Genomic DNA, 15,633 nt, shown 5'->3' with positions numbered 1-15,633 from the left:
GGCCGGCAGCGCGCGCGGTCTCGATCAGAAGGGTGGGGTGTCCTCGCCCATCAACGCCAGCACGACGCCACCCCTCCCGCTCTTGAGGCTCTGGACCACGACCTTGCCGGTGCTGCCGTCGGGCAGCTCCAACGTGAAGGTCTTCCCGACCGCGTTCTTGGGACCGTTGCCGGCGCTGTTGGCGGGCCGGAAGTCCCCTGCCCACGGCCGGGTCCCACCCTTGCGGGCGGGCTCGGCGAAGAGGGCGGCGGTGCCAGGGGTCCTGGTGCCGTCCGAGGAGAGAAGCACTGAGGCGCTGCGAAAGGTAGCCATATGCGGCAAGGATATCCCGGACCGCGCTCGGCCGCGCTCCGCAACTGCCCTCTACACCGAACGGCCACCGGAGCGACCGCGATCTGCCACCCCCTGGTGACGATCGTGTGATGGGTGCGGTCCGGGCCAGGCCCGGTCGCTGAATCCGCAGCCGATCGTGCGCCTGAGGAGCATGACGACATCGACGAGGCACTTCCGACAGTCGGCAGGAGCTGAACAGCGTAGGGTCGGCGTGCAGTGGAGGACTTCGCGCCCGCCGCGGGTCTTCTGTCACCTGCACGCCGCGATCAGGCGAGTACCACGCTGCGCGTTCACCGACCTGCTCCAGGAGGTTCGATCATGTCCAAGGACTCGACGAGCAAGGCGAACGTCAAGAAGAAGGGCAAGACGATCAAGGAAAAGCAGACTGCGAAGCGCCTGAAGCGCGACGAGCAGACCGGGCGTTCCTCAAACATCGTGCCCACGGGGCGCTGACGCCGGCAGCATCGCTCAACTGTCCGAATGCGGTGATGAAGGTGGGGGCCGACGATAGTCGGATCCTCACCCGCCGAATCACCAGCGGGCCGCCCGGCGCCAGCACCGCCGGTAGCTGCTCGGCACGGCAGGGAATTCAGGACCGGTACGCGGGCCATAAGATCTACTTCTATGGTCCGCACCACACCGCCGCGTCCCCTGGACATCACCGAGCTCTTCCCCGAACTGCGGGAACATTCCACCACCGCTACCCGCCTGCATCCCCGGCCCGGTGCTCCGACCGCCCGGGACAGCTCGGTCGGCGGACCGTTGCTGTGGCCGGCCGACGAGGTGTGGCCGGTCTGCGACGACGCCGGGGCGCACGAGCCGTACAACCTGACCACCATGGCCGCCCTGCGCCGCAGGCGGGAGATTCTCGCGACCGCCGAAGCCCGGGAGTCGCTGCCGGGCGAGGACTTCTTGACCGCGCTGGAGCGGGCCGAGCTCGATGCCGCCGACGCTCTGGATCTGGACGACCTGATCGAGGATCCCATCCCGTTGGTCCCGGTCGCGCAGCTGTACCGACGAGATATCCCGGACTTCGCCGGTCCGGACGGCACCGACCTGCTCCAGGTGCTGTGGTGCCCGGTGGACCACGCGGACCGGCACTACAGCCCTCGCGTCTTCCTCTACTGGCGCGACAGTTCCGCCCTCGGCCCGCTGCTCGAAGCGCCTCCCGAGCCGCCGGTGATCAGTGACATGTACCTGCCGGTGCCGTGCGTGGTGCACCCGGAACAGGTCCGTGAGTACCAATACGCTGGCCTGCTCCCCGCTGACCTGTGCGAGCGGCTCGACGCGTGGGACGACGACGAGGACGACAGCCGTCCCCACTACCAGTCCGACCTGTCCCTGGCGCCGGGGTGGAAGGTCGGCGGGTACGCGAACTGGTCGCTGACCGATCCGTACCCGATGGACTGTGCTGTTTGCGGCACCGCGATGACCTTGGTGTTCACCGTGGCCTCGGCCGACTGGAACGGCACGCGTTGCAGCTGGCGCCCGTCCGAGGAGGACCCGACCGCGTCCTCGGACACCACGGGTGTGCAGATCGGTCGTTGCTATTCGCTGTACACCTTCCGTTGCCCCGAATCCTTCGCGCATCCCCCGGCCACCGCCATGCAGTGACGCGGCCTTTCTCCCTGGCTTGCCGGCGCGCGCGTGGGACGCGACAGTTGTCCGCGGATCACGTGGTGTGATCAGTAGATGTGAAGGGGGCACGGTGGGGCGCAAGGCGATCATCTTCCACGGGACCGGTGGCAACCCGGACGTCGTCTGGTACCGCTGGTTGGCGGGGCGGCTCGAGGCGCGGGGTTACGCCGTCGAGGTGCCGTACCTGCCGGGCCTCAACGTCGAGCCGATCGCGACGTTCCTGCCGACGGTGCTGGCCGGGCACCACGTCGACGAGGACACCGTCCTGGTGGGCCACTCCGGCGGCGCGGCGTTCCTCCTGGCGTTCCTGGAGCATGTCGAGGCGACCGTCGCTCAGGCGATCCTGGTCGCCGGCTACTGCACCCAGCCCAACACCAGCGAGGAACCGGTGCTTCAGGAGAGCTACGACTGGGCCGCGATCCGGTCGCACGTGCGCGACATCGTCTTCATCAACTCCCGCGAGGATCCGTACGGCTGCGACGACCGGCAGGGACGCGCCATGTTCGAGCGGCTCGGCGGCACCCAGATCGTGCGCGACGACGGGCACTTCGGCGACTACGACCAGCCGTACGAGCGGTTCGAGCTGCTCGACCGACTCATCCCCTGACGCTCGTCACATCCGCGCCCGCAGCACGTCGACCTCGCAGCCGGGCGCCGACGGGTCGAAGCCGTGCTCGACCAGCCAACGGATCGCCACCAGGCTGTGCCACGACCACCAGCCCCGGATCACGTCGAGGTCGACGTCGGCGCCGTAGCCGGTCAGGACGTCGCCGAGGCGCTCCTCGTGGCCGAGCGTCAGGATGGCGAGGTCGTACAGGGCGTCGCCCCGGCTCGCCTCGGACCAGTCGAGCACACCGGTGACCTCGTCGCCGTCGACGAACACGTGGGCGACCTGCAGGTCGCCGTGCGTGAACACAGGTGTCCACGGCCGGAGCGCCGCCTGGGCCACGTGGCGGTTGCGGGTGACCAGGTCGGCGGGGAGAACGCCGTTCGCGGCGAGCCACCCGCACTCGCCGTCGAGCCGCGCGATCAGCTCGTCGAGGCTCCGACCGGGCCAGGGCGGCAGCGGCGCGTCGTGCAGCGCCCGTACGGCGGCGCCCGCCGCGGCCCATGCCGTCGACGGCGCGGTCGACGGCTCGCCGAGGCGGCCGAGCGCCCTCCCGCGCAGGGCGGCGAGCGCGAGCACGGGCGGTTTGCGCCACAGGACCTCCGGGGTCGGCACGGGCGCGAGCGCCATCGCCGCGACCTCGATGTCCGCACGATCCTGCTCGGCGTCGATCTTGAGGAACACGTCGCCGACGCGCACGGTCGTCCGCTCCCGGTGGGCGACGACGACCTCGATCTCCTGCACACCGGCCATTGTGGCGGGATCGACCACCGACGCCCAACGGGTTTCCGGGCCTGATCCGTTGCGTCGGAAAAATACCTAGCAGTACTATGCATCGTACTTCTAGGGTTTGGGGGTGAGGGGTCTCGTGAAGGTCGCGAAGGACCTGGTGGCCGCGTCGGCGACACCGATGGTGCTCGGCATCCTGGCCGAGGGGGAGAGCTACGGCTACGCCATCCTCCGGCGGATCAACGAGCTGTCCGGGGGTGAGCTGGACTGGACCGAGGGGCTGCTGTATCCGCTGCTGCACCGGCTCGAACGCCTGGGCCATGTGGAGGCGAACTGGCAGTCGGTCGCCGGTGAGCGCAAGCGCAAGTACTACCGGATCACCGATCGGGGCCTGGCCGAGCTGGCCGAGCAGCGCCGACAGTGGGACACCGTCGTGGGCGCGCTCAAGGAGATCTGGCACGACCGTACGCCGCTGACGGCGCGCCCGCTGGAGGGCCTCGCGTGACGGCGCACGACGGGCCGGAGGAGCTGGAGGCGCAGTTCGCCCAGTGGCGGCGCTACGTGCTCCGGCGTCGGGAACTGCAGTCGGTGGACGCCGACGAGTTGGAAGACCACCTCCGCGGCTCGGTCGACGAACTCGTCGCGGCGGGCCTGAGCCCGGACGAGGCGTTCCTGGTCGCGGTCAAACGGATGGGCAGCCTCGACGAGCTCTCCCGCGAGTTCGCCCGGGAGCATTCGGAGCGGTTGTGGAAGCAGCTCGTGCTGACCGGCGACTCCGGCCCGGCCGCCGGCCCGCGCTCCCGTCGGGACCTGTGGGTCATGCTCGGCTGCGCGGCCGGCGCGGTGGTGTCCGTCAAGGCGCCCGCGCTGTTCGGGTGGAGCTTCGAGGACGACGGCTCGTTCTACGCCCGCAACGCCACCCTGTTCGCGCTGCCCTGGCTGGCGGCGTTCCTGGCCTGGCGCAGGCGGGCCCGACCGCTGGTGATCGGGGTGCTGGCGGCGCTGTTCGTCCTCGGCGCCGTGGCGGCGAACGTCTACCCCCTGGCGGACGACTCGCAGTCAGTCGTCGTCACCGGCGTCCACCTTCCGATCGCCCTGTGGCTCGTGGTCGGGCTGGCCTACGTCGCCGACGACTGGCGCTCGTCGCGTCGACGCATGGACTTCATCCGCTTCACCGGCGAGTGGTTCATCTACTACGTCCTGATGGCCCTCGGCGGCGGCGTGCTCGCGGCGTTCCTGTTCAACACCTTCGCCGCCATCGGGATCGTCCCCGAGGCGTTCGTCTCGCAGTGGCTCCTGCCCTGCGGCGCCGCGGCAGCGGTCGTCGTTGCCGGGTGGCTGGTCGAGGCCAAGCAGAGTGTCGTCGAGAACATCGCGCCGGTCCTCACCCGGCTGTTCACCCCGCTCTTCACCGCCGCCCTGCTCGCCTTCCTCGTGGCCGTCGTCTGGACCAGCCACGGCATCGACGTCGAGCGCGAGGCGCTGATCCTGTTCGACCTCCTGCTCGTCGTGGTGCTGGGGCTGCTGCTCTACTCGCTCTCGGCCCGCGACCCGCTGGCCCCGCCGGGCGCCTTCGACAAACTCCAGCTCGCGCTCGTGGTCAGCGCGTTGGCCATCGACGTGCTGGTGCTGGTGGAGATCACCGGCCGCATCACCGACAACTACGGCGGTACGCCCAACCGGGCGGCGGCGCTCGGCGAGAACGTGATCCTGCTGGTGAACCTCGCGTGGTCGGCGTGGCTGCTGCTGAGCTTCCTCCGTCGGCGTACGCCGTTCGCGGCGCTCGAACGCTGGCAGACCGGCTACCTGCCGGTCTACGCCGCGTGGGCCTGGATCGTGGTCCTCGTCTTCCCCCCGCTGTTCAGCTACGCCTAGCGGCCGATGGGTACGACCCCGTCCGGCAACCTCAACCAAGCGGTTGGTTGACAGTGCGGCACAACGATGCTGAACTATCAACCAACCGCTTGGTTGGGGATGGGTGAGGATGACGGAACGGCACGACCGCCGGCAGGCGCTGGTTCACGCGGCATTCTCGGGGATCGCCGAGAGCGGCTTCGAGGGGTTCCGACTGCGGCCGATCGCCGCAGCGGCCGGCATCGACCACTCCACCCTGCACCACTACTTCCGGACCAAGGCCGACCTGATCGCGGCGGTGCTCGAACACGTGACAAGCCAATTCGAGGCGACGATGCACACCGATCTGGACCCCGCCGCTCGACTGCGGCACCACCTCCGCGAGATCGCCACCGCCGTCGCGCGGCGGCCCGAGTTGTTCATCGTGCTCGACGAGCTAGATCTGCGGGCCCGACGTGACGAGTCCACCGGGGCCGACATCGAGCGCGACGAACAGGGCTGGCGGGACGCGCTCGCGGCGATCTTCACCGAGGGTGTCACGCAGCATGTCTGGTCGACGGACCTCGACGTCGCGGCCAGCGTCGAGCTGGTGATCGCCACCGTCAAGGGCATTCGCCTGCGTCCCGACCGAGCCGAGTCCGTCGTCAACCAATTGTGCGACCTCTTCGCACCGGAAAGGCTCACCCATGACTGACGTGCTCATCGTCGGCGGTGGCATCGGCGGCCTCGCTCTCGCCCAGGGTCTGCGGAAGCACGGCATGACCGTCGCCGTGTACGAGCGTGACCGCCACCGCGACGACCGGGTGGACCGCTACCGCCTCGCGATCAACCCGGCGGGCAGCCGGTCGCTGCGTGCCTGCCTGCCCGACCGACACTGGCAGGCGTTCACCGACACCGCGGGCCGGCCCGGCGGCGGTTTCGGCTTCCTGGGCACGGACCTGCGCACGCTCGTCCTCGTGGAGGACGCCCTCATGTATCCCGACGATCCCGATCCCGCGGAACGGGCCTACCCGGTCGACCGTTCCACGCTGCGCGACGTCCTCCTCGACGGGCTGGACGACGTCGTCCACTACGACAAGGCGTTCGAGCGCTACGAGCTGACCGCCGGCGGTCGCCCCACCGCGCACTTCGCCGACGGGACGTCCGCAACCTGCGACGTCCTGGTCGGCGCGGACGGGATCAACTCCCGGGTACGCGCGCAGTATCTGCCGACCGCCACCCAGCGGGACACCGGTGCGGTGGGCGTCGGGCTCAAGCTGCCGCTGAACGACGACACCCGAGCCTGGCTGCCCGCCCGGCTGGCCGCGGGCATGAACCTCATCGTGACCGGTGGGCCGTACTTCCTGTTCACCTCGGTGTTCGAACGCCAGCAGCCGACGGGGGACGACTATCTGCTGTGCGCGTTCGTCGCCCGTACCGACCTGTTCCCCTCGCGTCCGGAGCGCCTCGACGGCGCGCAGGTGAAGACCTACGTGGCGGGGCTGATGACGGACTGGCACCCCGCGCTACGCCAGTTGATCGACAGGTGCCCACCGGGCGACGTGAGCGCGTTCCCTTTTCAGGCGTCCGACCGTCCGGCGCCCTGGGCACCCTCGCGGGTCACCGTGCTCGGCGACGCCGTGCACGGCATGCCGCCGGCCGGCGGCAACGGCGCCAACACCGCGCTGCGCGACGCCGCCCTGCTCACCCGCCAGTTGTCGCTGGCCGACGGCGGCCACCTGCCGCTGCTGGACGCGATCGGCGAGTACGAGACCGAGATGCGCGAGTACGGGTTCCACGCCGTCGACCTGGCCATGCGAACCCTCCACCAGGGCATGATGAGCAACCCGATCAGCGTGGGTCTGACCCGTGGCTGGTTCGGCCTCTGTGGCATCGCGGCACCGCTGCGCCGGATGACGTTCGGCGCGAGCTGGGCCAGGATCAGCGCCCCGCGCCACTGGGAGCGGGCCGCCTGACGAGCGCTTCCCTCACTTGCCGGTGACGATGCCCGGGTTGATGCACAGGCCCGGGTTCGCGCCGTTCTTCTCGGCGATCTCGAGACAGCGGGTCACCTTGTCGACCTTGGCGTTGGTCTCGGTGATCTGCTTGGAGATCTCGGCGTTCTTGCGATCCTGCTCCAGGTTGCGGGTCTGGGCGAGTTTGTCCTGGAACGCCTTGATGTTGCCCTCGGTCTTGTCGTCGTGGTTCACCCGCGTGATGGTCACCGAGAGGATGTCCACGTCGCTGGCGAGGCGGGTGTCCGCGCTGGTCTTGATGTTCGCCGCGAACGGCTTGAGGTCGACGTTGAGGTCGCCGGTCCGATCATCGATCTTTTCCAGCGGGTTGTACGCGGCGAACGCGTCGTTGACCGCGCTGTCGAGCTGCACACCCACCCGCTGACCCCGGAAGCTGTCGAAGTCTCCCTTGTAGTCCATGAACTGCTTCGGCGCGTTCTCCGGCTTGACCTGCCACTCGATCAGCACCTCGACGCACGCGTCGGCGAGCGTGCCGGTGCGGACGCGTACGCAGTTGTTGCCGCCGATGTGGTCGTACTTCTGCCGGCCCGCGTCCCATTCGCCGACCTTCTGCCAGGGGGCCACCCACTTCAGACCGGAGCCGGTCACCTTGCCGGTGGGCTTGCCGAAGCTGGTGACGATGCCGACCGAGCGGATCGGCACCGAATGGGCGCTGGAGACGACGCCGACCAGCAGGGTGAGAGCGAGGAAGGCGAGCGCCGCGAGGGCGGCCATCCGCTTCAGGGGCCGCGCGGGGGCGACGAGAGCCAGGACGGCGCTGACGACCAGGGCGACGGCGAAGACGATCGCCATGGTGAAGCCGACAGGCATGGGGTGGGACCTTCCGCTGGGCTGTGTAGATCATCAACCTAGGAGGTCCGGTCAAGCGACTCGCACGGCCGGTAGTGGCTTTCGCCGCCGCAGCTAAATTCCGCGCCGGGCGCATCCGCCGCGCGCAGTGGCAGCGAACTCCGGGTAGCGAACGTCTACCCGGGGGTACGCCTTTGCTGACCGAGCCGATGCTGACCGATCCGATGCCGGCCGATGCCGTGCAGACGGCGCTCAAACGGGTCTTTCTGGCGGCCGAGGACCTGGACGGCAACCGTGTCGCCGCGCTGACGCGGGAGTTGGCCGTCGATTGGGGCGTGCCGGCGCTCTGGGAGCAGGTCTGCCGGCCGCTGCTGGCGGGGCTGTCGGGGCGTACCGCCGCCGAGGTCGCCGTCGAACACGCCCTGGCCGAGGGGGTCCGCGTCGGGCTGGACGTGCACCGCCGCGAACCTGGCCGCTCCCTGCCCACCGGCGGGGTGCTGCTGGCCGGCGCCGAGCAGGAGGCGCACAGCCTCGGCCTGCACGCGCTCGCCGCCGCCCTGCGAGAGCAGGGGCGCGGCTGCCTGAACCTCGGGCCCGCGCTGCCCTGGCCCGCCCTGACCAGCGCGGTGTACCGGGCTCGCCCGCACACGGTCGTGCTCTGGTCGCAGACGCCTGTCACCGGCCGCGCGTACCGCCTGGTGCGTTTCGCCCGGGATTTTTCCCACCTGCGGGTGTACGGCGCGGGGCCGGGATGGATCGAGCCGCTCGCCGCGCCGGTGGGCCACCTGGCCGGATTGCCGGCAGCCGTCGCCGCCTGTCTGGCGGCTCAGCGAGCGTGACGCCCGCCACATACGATACGGATCGGTTCCGTATCGTTAATGCCTGCCCTTAGGCTGTCTGCGTTACGAGACTGGCCCGTATCGTATTGCACGACGGGTGCAACCGGGGGGAGAACCGGGCATGGAACTGCACGACAACACGGGACACCCGAGGAGGTGGGCGATCCTGGGGGTGCTGGTGATCAGCCTCCTCGTCGTCGTCCTCGACAACACGATCCTCAACGTGGCCCTGCGCACGCTGGCCGACCCGGTGCACGGCCTCGGGGCCAGCCAGGGCGAGCTGGAGTGGTCCATCAACTCCTACACGCTGGTCTTCGCCGGGCTGCTGTTCACCTTCGGGGTGCTCGGTGACCGGTCCGGCCGCAAGCGCTTCCTGATGATCGGGCTGGTCCTGTTCGGGCTGGCGTCACTGCTCTCGGCGTACGCCCAGAGCCCCGGTCAGCTCATCGCGGCCCGCGCCCTGATGGGGGTCGGCGGCGCGGCCATCATGCCGGTGACGCTGTCGATCATCTCCAACGTCTTCGACCCGCGGGAGCGCGGCCGGGCCATCGGCGTCTGGGCCGGTGCGGTCGGCCTGGCCGTGGCGGTCGGCCCGATCCTCGGCGGCACGCTGCTGGAGCACTTCTGGTGGGGTTCGGTCTTCCTGATCAATGTCCCGGTGGTCGTCGCCGGCGTGGTCCTGGTGGCGCTGCTGGTTCCCGAGTCGCGTGACCCGCGCCCCGGCCGCGTCGACGTGCTCGGCGTCCTGCTCTCCGTGGTCGGCCTGGTGGCCCTCTCCTACGGCATCATCGACGGCGGCGAGCACGGCTTCGACCGTCCGCTGGCCTGGGGCTCGATTCTGGTGGGCCTCGCCGTGCTGGCCTGGTTCGTTCGGCACGAGCTGCGCGCCGAACACCCGTCGCTGGACGTCCGTCTGTTCAAGGTGCCCCGGTTCGCCGCGCCGGTGGCGATCGTCGGCCTGGTGTTCTTCGCCGCGATGGGCGTGATGTTCTTCAGCTCCTTCTACCTGCAGCTGGTGCGCGACTACAGCCCGCTCCAGACCGGCCTGCTCTTCCTGCCCTTCGCCGGCGCACAGCTGATCTTCGCGCCGCGCAGCGCGGCGATGGTCCGCCGCTACGGCGGCCGCGCGGTCGCCGCCGTCGGACTGGGACTCACCGTGGTGGCACTGGCCGCGTTCGCCTTCATCGGCGCGTCCACCCCGATCTGGGTCGTGCTTGTCGTCTTCTTCATCCAGGGTGTCGGGATGGCCAACATCATGCCGCCGGCCACCGAGTCCATCATGTCGGCGCTGCCCCGTGAGAAGGCCGGCGTGGGCTCCGCGGTGAGCAACACCGTCCGCCAGGTGGCCGGCGCGCTCGGCGTGGCGGTCCTCGGCTCGGTGCTCTCCGCTGTCTACCGCAGCGACGTGGGCGACGCGCTGACCGGCCTGCCCGCGCAGGCCCGCGACGCGGCCAACGAGTCGATCTCCGGGGCGTACGCGGCCGCCGGAAATCTTGGCCCGGCGGCGCCGACACTGATCTCGGCGGCCAACGACGCCTTCGTCACCGCCATGCACTGGGCGGCGGCGCTCTCCGCGATCGTCGCGGCCCTCGGCATGCTTGTGGTGCTGCGCTGGATGCCGGGTCGCGACGCCCTGGCTCCGGCGTCGGCGGCGCCCGCCGCCGAGCCCGAGCTGGCCGGGACGGCCTAGGTTCTTCGACGATGTCCGACATGACCTCCACCGCCGATGCTCCGCGGTCGCCTGGGCGACCGCGGAGCCTCCGCGCCGACGAGGCGATCATCGAGGCGACGCTCGACCTGCTCGCCGAGGGCAGCACCATCGAGGCGCTCTCCATCGAGGCGATCGCCGCCCGCGCCGGCGTCGGCAAGGCCACCATCTACCGCCGCTGGGCCGGCAAGGACGCGCTGCTGCTGGACGCGCTGCGCCGGCTCAAGGGCATCCTGCCGCAGCCCGAGGGGCACTCGCTGCGGGACGATCTGATCCTGCTGGTCGGCGCCATCGGGAAGAACGTCGACCCGCGGGCGTCGAAGATCATGCCCTGCCTGGTGCCGGAGGTGAACCGCAGCCCGGACCACTTCCGCCTGTACCAGAACATCATCGCCCCGCGCCGGCAGCTCATGCGCGAGGTGCTCCGACGGGGCATCAGCGAGGGATTGCTCCGGCCCGACCTCGACATCGAGGTGACCATGGCGTTGCTCACCGGGCCGATGCTGATCCAGCGGGTGCTGCAGTGGAACCCGGAGCTGAACGAGCAGACCCTTCCGGAGCAGGTCGTCGACGCGGTGCTGGCGGGCATCCTGACCCGCTGACCCGGCCCACCGGGCACGGACCGACCGGTCCGGCCCCGGTGGACCCGGGCTGCCAGGGGGTGGCTGCGCTCCGCGCCGGCCGGCGGGCGCGGGTGTCGGCCGTCCCGGTGGACGCCGGCGGCAGGCGGGGGCGCGGCGGTCCGAGGTCAGGCGTTCGAGGCGCGCAGGCGGTGCAGGCGCAGCGCCAACTGCACCTCCAACGCCCGCTCGGGCCGCTGCCAGTCCGCGCCGAGCAGCTGCCCGACCCGCTCCAACCGCTGGGTCACCGTGTTGACGTGTACGTGCAACTGCTCGGCGGCCCGGGCCAGGCTGCCGCCCACCCCGAAATACGCCTCCAGCGTCTTCACCAGCGCCGTCCCGCGCCGGGCGTCGTAGTCGACCACCGGCCCGACCGTGGCGGTGAGGAACTGGGCCACGTCCCTCTCACCCCGGTCACCGACCGTGCCCAGCAACAGCCCGACGAAGCCCAGCTCCGCGGTGCTGGCCCCCTGACCGGCGCGGCCCAGCGCACCCAGCGCCGTCAGGCAGCGGTCCGCCTCGTGGAACGTCGCGGCCAGCGTCCCCGGCCCGGTCGACGGGCCGCTCGCCCCGGCGGTCACCGGCCGGCCCGTCACCCGCGACAGGTCACGCGCCACCGCGCGGGCGCTGCCGCCGGCATCCTGACCGGGCAGCATCAGGACCACCCGACCGTCGCGCGCCGCGGCCAGACCACCGCGCGCCGAGGCGTACGTGGTGGCCCAGGAGAGCACCCGCTGCCGAGCCGAGCCGGTCGCCGCGATCGCGTCCTCGCCCACCGCCACCAGCACGTGCGGCGCGTCCAGGTCCACGCCGAGCCGACGCGCCCGACTGCGCAGCGCGTCGGTGTCCCGCAGCGGCCGGGCGATCAGGTCGTCGAGCAACTCGCCACGGACCCGACCCTCCGCCTCGGCCACGGTCCGGCGGAACAGCAGCAGCAGCGCGGTCACCAGCGCCGCCCGCTCCAGGATCCGCTGGTCGGCGTCGACCAACTCGTCGTCGGGACGCAGCACCAACGCGCCCAGGTTCTCCGCGCCGGCCACCACCGCCGCGTACCAGAGCGGGCCGCGGCGCACGCTGCGTCCCTCCGTACGCGACGCGGCCACCGCCTCGACGATGTCCGCCCGGTCCGGCTCGTCGATCTCTCCCACCCGGGCCAGCAACCGGCCCTGGGCGTCCAACGCCAGCAGCGCCCCGCCCAGCACGTCGGTCACCGCCGCCGCCACGTCCTCCACCCCGCCACCGCGCAGCACCAGCGCCGTCATCCGGTCGTGCGCCGCCGCGGCCCGCTCCACCGAACTGCTGTGCGCCCGGATGGTGGTGTTGGCAGCCGACAACTCGGCCAGGGCCGAGCGGGTCTCGGCCAGCAGCCGAGCCGTGTCGATCGCCACCGCGGCGTGCGCGGCGAGGGAGACCAGCAGCGCCACCTCCTCCCGGGCGAACGGCCGGGCCGAGCGGTTGGCCGAGTACAGCACCCCGATCGAGGTGGAGCCGAGTCGCAGCGGCACCCCGAGGATCGCCACCAGGCCCTCCTCACCCACGCCGGCGTCGATCTCCCCGGTGTGGTGGAAGCGCGCGTCCTCGCCGTAGTTCGCGGTGACGTACGGGGCGCCGGACTGGGCCACCAGGCCACCGAGGCCGGCGCCCATCGGCAGCCGCAGCCGCTGGAAGCGGGCCGACACGGACCCGTCGGTCACCCGCATGTAGGTGTCGCCGCGCTCGTCGTCGTTGAGCGTCATGTACGCCACGTCGGCGCCGAGCAGGTTGCGGGCCCGGTGCACGATCGCCCGCAGCACGTCGTCCAGGTCGCGCAGCCCGGCCAGGTCGCTGACCGTGTCGTACAGGCCGGACAGCTCGGTCTCGCGGCGGCGGCGGCGCTCCAGCAGCGCGCGGACCCGCAACGCCACCGTCTTGGCCTGCTCCAGCTCGGCCAGCCGGTCGGCGGGCATCCCGGCGGCGCGCGCGGCCACCAACGGGCCCTCGAACTCCACCGCGGCGGCCTCGCGAGCGAGCAGTTCGAGGAACTCCACCGGCGACGACATGGTCGACATTGTGCTCAGGCCCACTAGTTGGCCGTCCAGCCCCCGTCGAGCGCGATCGACGCGCCCGTGATGAAGGCCGCCGGCGGCGCGCAGAGGTACGCCAGCAGCTCCGCCACCTCCTCCGGCTCGATCAGCCGCTTGATGGCGGCCCGCGCCAGCATGACCTTCTCGATCACCTCGGTCTCGCCGATGCCGTGGCTGGCCGCCTGGTCGGCGATCTGGCTCTCCACCAGCGCCGTCCGCACGTACGCCGGGTTGATGCAGTTGGCGGTCACCCCGTGCGCGGCGCCCTCGAGCGCCACCACCTTCGACAGCCCTTCCAGGGCGTGCTTCGCCGAGACGTAGGCCGCCTTGTACGGCGAGGCGCGCAGGCCGTGCACCGAGGAGATGTTGATGATCCGTCCCCAACCCCTGGCGTACATGTGCGGCAACGCCCGGCGGATCAGCAGGAACGGCGCCTCCACCATCACCCGCTGGATGTACTCGAAGCGCTCGACGGGAAAGTCCTGCACCGGCGCCACATGTTGGAGCCCGGCGTTGTTGACCACGATGTCCACGTCCACGTCGAGCGCGTCCACGGCCGCCGCGTCGGCCAGGTCCACGCCCTCGGCGCGTCCGCCTGCCTCGGCGGCCACCGCCCTGGCCGCCTCCAGGTTGCGGTCCACCACGAGCACCGTGGCGCCGGCCGCGCCCAGTCGCAGGGCACAGGCCCGCCCGATGCCGCTGCCGCCCCCGGTGACCAGGGCGGTCCGACCGGCGAGGTCGACCTGTACGACGTGGGGGACCGCCACGGGTTCTGCCGTCATGGCGCAAGAAGTTACGAGCTGTGTGCCCTGCGGCACATGGGGCAGCGACACATACTCCGTACCACTGCTGTGTGGCCCACTCGCCCCCTGCCACCCGTTCCGCCCCCGTCCCGCCACGCCTCGCGCCGCAAGATCGCGCCACCTCCTGGATGTAGTGGCTTCCTGACGCTTCGTGGCCACCGCATCCAGGATCGAACGCGACCTTGACGGCCGGCGGCGCCCAGACCCCGCTTCGGTCCCTTGGGCACGCTGGCCGTCGCCAAGATCCGCGCAATATCAGGGATGTTGCTGTCTCGCGGCTGTCGGAGGCAGCACCATCCGGGAAGTTGCGCGGATCTTGGCGGGGGCGGGGGCGAGGGGTGAAGGGGCGAGGGCGAGGGCGAGGGGTGAAGGCGAGGGGCGAAGGGGCGAAGGGGCGAGGGGGCGAGGGCGTGTCCCGTGGGGCCGGTGGGAAGGGCGGCAGTTAGGGTGTCGAACACACGTACTGCTGACGGCTGGGGGAGGGGGCGGCGTGCGGGTGCTGGGGGTCGACCCGGGGTTGACGCGCTGTGGGGTGGGCGTCGTCGAGGGCGTGCCCGGTCGCCCCTGCAGGCTCATCGCCTACTACGTGGTCTACACCGACCCGGCCGACGACCTGGCGCTGCGCCTGCTGCACCTGGACCAGTCGCTGACCAAGCTGGTCGCCGAGCATCAGCCGGAGAGCGTCGCCGTCGAGCGGGTGTTCAGCCAGCACAACGTCCGTACGGTGATGGGCACCGCGCAGGCCAGCGGCATCGCCGTGCTGGCCGGGGCGCGGGCGGGGCTGCCGGTGCAGACGTACACCCCCAGCGAGGTGAAGGCGGCGGTGACCGGTTCCGGTCAGGCCGACAAGGCGCAGATGACCACCATGGTGACCCGGCTGCTGCGGCTGGACGAGCCACCGAAGCCGGCCGACGCCGCTGACGCGCTCGCCCTGGCCATCTGCCATGTGTGGCGCGGTGGCACCCGCTCCAAGCTGGCCGCCGCGGCCGACCGGGCACGACGAGGAGGAGCACGATGATCGCCAGCGTGCGCGGCACGGTGACCGCGACGGGTCCGGATCTGGCCGTGATCGAGGTCGGCGGTGTCGGCCTGGCCGTGCACTGCGCCCCCGGGACGCTCGCGGAGCTGCGGGTGGGGCAGCCGGCCCGGCTCGCCACCAGCCTGGTGGTCCGGGAGGATTCGCTGACCCTCTACGGGTTCGCCGACGACGACGCCAAGGCGCTGTTCGAGCTGTTGCAGACCGCCAGCGGGGTCGGCCCGCGGCTGGCTCAGGCCGTGCTGGCCGTGCACACGCCGGACGCGGTCCGCAAGGCCATCGCCAACGCCGACACCGCCGCGCTGACCCGGGTTCCGGGGATCGGCAAGAAGGGCGCCGAGCGTCTGGTGCTGGAATTGCGGGACCGGATCGGCCCGGTGTCGATAGGCGCCGACGGGGTGGGTGGCGTGACCGGCGGCGCCTGGCCCGATCAGGTACGCCAGGCGCTTGTCGGCCTGGGCTGGACGGCCGGTCAGGCCGACCAGGCCGTGGCCGCCGTGGCGGAGACCATCGACGGGGCCACCCCGCCCGTGCCGGTCCTGCTCAAGCAGGCCATCCGCCTGCTGGGTCGGACCCGATGACCGCCCGGCCGCGACGGG

17 protein-coding genes are annotated in these 15,633 nt (G+C 71.3%); 12 read left to right on the top strand and 5 right to left on the bottom strand.

Annotated elements, in window-relative coordinates; all coding sequences use genetic code 11:
* Positions 1 to 24 precede the first annotated feature (24 nt).
* On the bottom strand, positions 25 to 312 hold the full coding sequence (locus AB0K10_RS24415; protein ID WP_358104958.1) for a hypothetical protein: 288 nt from the start codon (positions 310 to 312) through the stop codon (positions 25 to 27).
* Between the two features lie 339 nt (positions 313 to 651).
* Here AB0K10_RS24415 and AB0K10_RS24410 point away from each other — a divergent pair, with 339 nt between their 5' ends.
* The 3 genes from AB0K10_RS24410 to AB0K10_RS24400 all read left to right on the top strand — a co-directional run bounded on the left by AB0K10_RS24410 (position 652) and on the right by AB0K10_RS24400 (position 2,578).
* Positions 652 to 786 (top strand): hypothetical protein, encoded by a 135-nt coding sequence (locus AB0K10_RS24410; protein WP_363687015.1) that lies wholly within the window; start codon positions 652 to 654, stop codon positions 784 to 786.
* A 171-nt stretch (positions 787 to 957) separates the two neighbouring features.
* The gene (locus AB0K10_RS24405; RefSeq protein ID WP_363687013.1) at positions 958 to 1,947 is read left to right on the top strand and encodes a hypothetical protein; all 990 of its coding nucleotides are present in this window, start codon (positions 958 to 960) and stop codon (positions 1,945 to 1,947) included.
* A gap of 94 nt (positions 1,948 to 2,041) precedes the next feature.
* Entirely contained in the window at positions 2,042 to 2,578 is a 537-nt protein-coding gene (locus AB0K10_RS24400) for an alpha/beta hydrolase (protein WP_363687011.1), read from the top strand.
* 6 nt (positions 2,579 to 2,584) lie between these two features.
* Here AB0K10_RS24400 and AB0K10_RS24395 read toward each other — a convergent pair whose 3' ends face one another.
* A complete protein-coding gene (locus AB0K10_RS24395) occupies positions 2,585 to 3,331 on the bottom strand; it encodes a phosphotransferase (protein ID WP_363687009.1) in 747 nt (248 codons plus the stop codon).
* 103 nt (positions 3,332 to 3,434) lie between these two features.
* Here AB0K10_RS24395 and AB0K10_RS24390 point away from each other — a divergent pair, with 103 nt between their 5' ends.
* From AB0K10_RS24390 to AB0K10_RS24375, 4 genes are all read left to right on the top strand, one after another.
* Complete coding sequence (locus AB0K10_RS24390) at positions 3,435 to 3,812, top strand: PadR family transcriptional regulator (protein ID WP_363687007.1); 378 nt, start codon at positions 3,435 to 3,437, stop codon at positions 3,810 to 3,812.
* Complete coding sequence (locus AB0K10_RS24385) at positions 3,809 to 5,182, top strand: permease prefix domain 1-containing protein (RefSeq protein WP_363687005.1); 1,374 nt, start codon at positions 3,809 to 3,811, stop codon at positions 5,180 to 5,182. The genes AB0K10_RS24390 and AB0K10_RS24385 overlap by 4 nt, the downstream gene beginning before the upstream one ends.
* Positions 5,183 to 5,291: 109 nt before the next feature.
* Complete coding sequence (locus tag AB0K10_RS24380) at positions 5,292 to 5,855, top strand: TetR/AcrR family transcriptional regulator (RefSeq protein ID WP_363687003.1); 564 nt, start codon at positions 5,292 to 5,294, stop codon at positions 5,853 to 5,855.
* Positions 5,848 to 7,116 carry an FAD-dependent monooxygenase gene (locus AB0K10_RS24375; RefSeq protein WP_363687001.1) on the top strand — a complete coding sequence of 423 codons (1,269 nt, stop codon included), beginning with the start codon at positions 5,848 to 5,850 and terminating at the stop codon, positions 7,114 to 7,116. Before AB0K10_RS24380 ends, AB0K10_RS24375 begins: the two co-directional genes overlap by 8 nt.
* A gap of 12 nt (positions 7,117 to 7,128) precedes the next feature.
* Here the strand turns inward: AB0K10_RS24375 and AB0K10_RS24370 are convergent, their stop codons facing one another.
* Positions 7,129 to 7,986, bottom strand: coding sequence for an SPFH domain-containing protein (locus AB0K10_RS24370; RefSeq protein WP_363686999.1), 858 nt, complete (start codon positions 7,984 to 7,986; stop codon positions 7,129 to 7,131).
* A gap of 188 nt (positions 7,987 to 8,174) precedes the next feature.
* On the opposite strand from AB0K10_RS24370, the gene AB0K10_RS24365 reads away from it, so the two are divergent.
* The 3 genes from AB0K10_RS24365 to AB0K10_RS24355 all read left to right on the top strand — a co-directional run bounded on the left by AB0K10_RS24365 (position 8,175) and on the right by AB0K10_RS24355 (position 11,114).
* Positions 8,175 to 8,804: a transcriptional regulator gene (locus AB0K10_RS24365; RefSeq protein ID WP_363686997.1), complete on the top strand. Its 630-nt coding sequence runs from the start codon at positions 8,175 to 8,177 to the stop codon at positions 8,802 to 8,804.
* Positions 8,805 to 8,925: 121 nt separating this feature from the next.
* The gene (locus tag AB0K10_RS24360; protein ID WP_363686995.1) at positions 8,926 to 10,494 is read left to right on the top strand and encodes an MFS transporter; all 1,569 of its coding nucleotides are present in this window, start codon (positions 8,926 to 8,928) and stop codon (positions 10,492 to 10,494) included.
* 11 nt (positions 10,495 to 10,505) lie between these two features.
* Complete coding sequence (locus tag AB0K10_RS24355) at positions 10,506 to 11,114, top strand: TetR/AcrR family transcriptional regulator (protein WP_363686993.1); 609 nt, start codon at positions 10,506 to 10,508, stop codon at positions 11,112 to 11,114.
* Positions 11,115 to 11,260: 146 nt separating this feature from the next.
* Here AB0K10_RS24355 and AB0K10_RS24350 read toward each other — a convergent pair whose 3' ends face one another.
* Complete coding sequence (locus AB0K10_RS24350) at positions 11,261 to 13,180, bottom strand: helix-turn-helix domain-containing protein (protein WP_363686991.1); 1,920 nt, start codon at positions 13,178 to 13,180, stop codon at positions 11,261 to 11,263.
* Between the two features lie 14 nt (positions 13,181 to 13,194).
* Positions 13,195 to 13,977: a 3-hydroxybutyrate dehydrogenase gene (locus AB0K10_RS24345; RefSeq protein WP_363686989.1), complete on the bottom strand. Its 783-nt coding sequence runs from the start codon at positions 13,975 to 13,977 to the stop codon at positions 13,195 to 13,197.
* 511 nt (positions 13,978 to 14,488) lie between these two features.
* Between AB0K10_RS24345 and ruvC the strand changes: the two genes are divergently transcribed.
* Both ruvC and ruvA read left to right on the top strand, forming a co-directional pair.
* Positions 14,489 to 15,016 carry a crossover junction endodeoxyribonuclease RuvC gene (gene ruvC, locus AB0K10_RS24340; protein WP_363686987.1) on the top strand — a complete coding sequence of 176 codons (528 nt, stop codon included), beginning with the start codon at positions 14,489 to 14,491 and terminating at the stop codon, positions 15,014 to 15,016.
* Positions 15,013 to 15,615 (top strand): Holliday junction branch migration protein RuvA, encoded by a 603-nt coding sequence (ruvA, locus tag AB0K10_RS24335; protein ID WP_354856024.1) that lies wholly within the window; start codon positions 15,013 to 15,015, stop codon positions 15,613 to 15,615. The genes ruvC and ruvA overlap by 4 nt, the downstream gene beginning before the upstream one ends.
* Positions 15,616 to 15,633 lie beyond the last annotated feature (18 nt).

It is taken from the genome of Micromonospora sp. NPDC049274, from assembly GCF_040678875.1.
GTDB lineage: Bacteria > Actinomycetota > Actinomycetes > Mycobacteriales > Micromonosporaceae > Micromonospora.
Note: the sequence above shows the minus strand (reverse complement) of the source record. Positions and strands in the feature narration are given on the sequence as shown.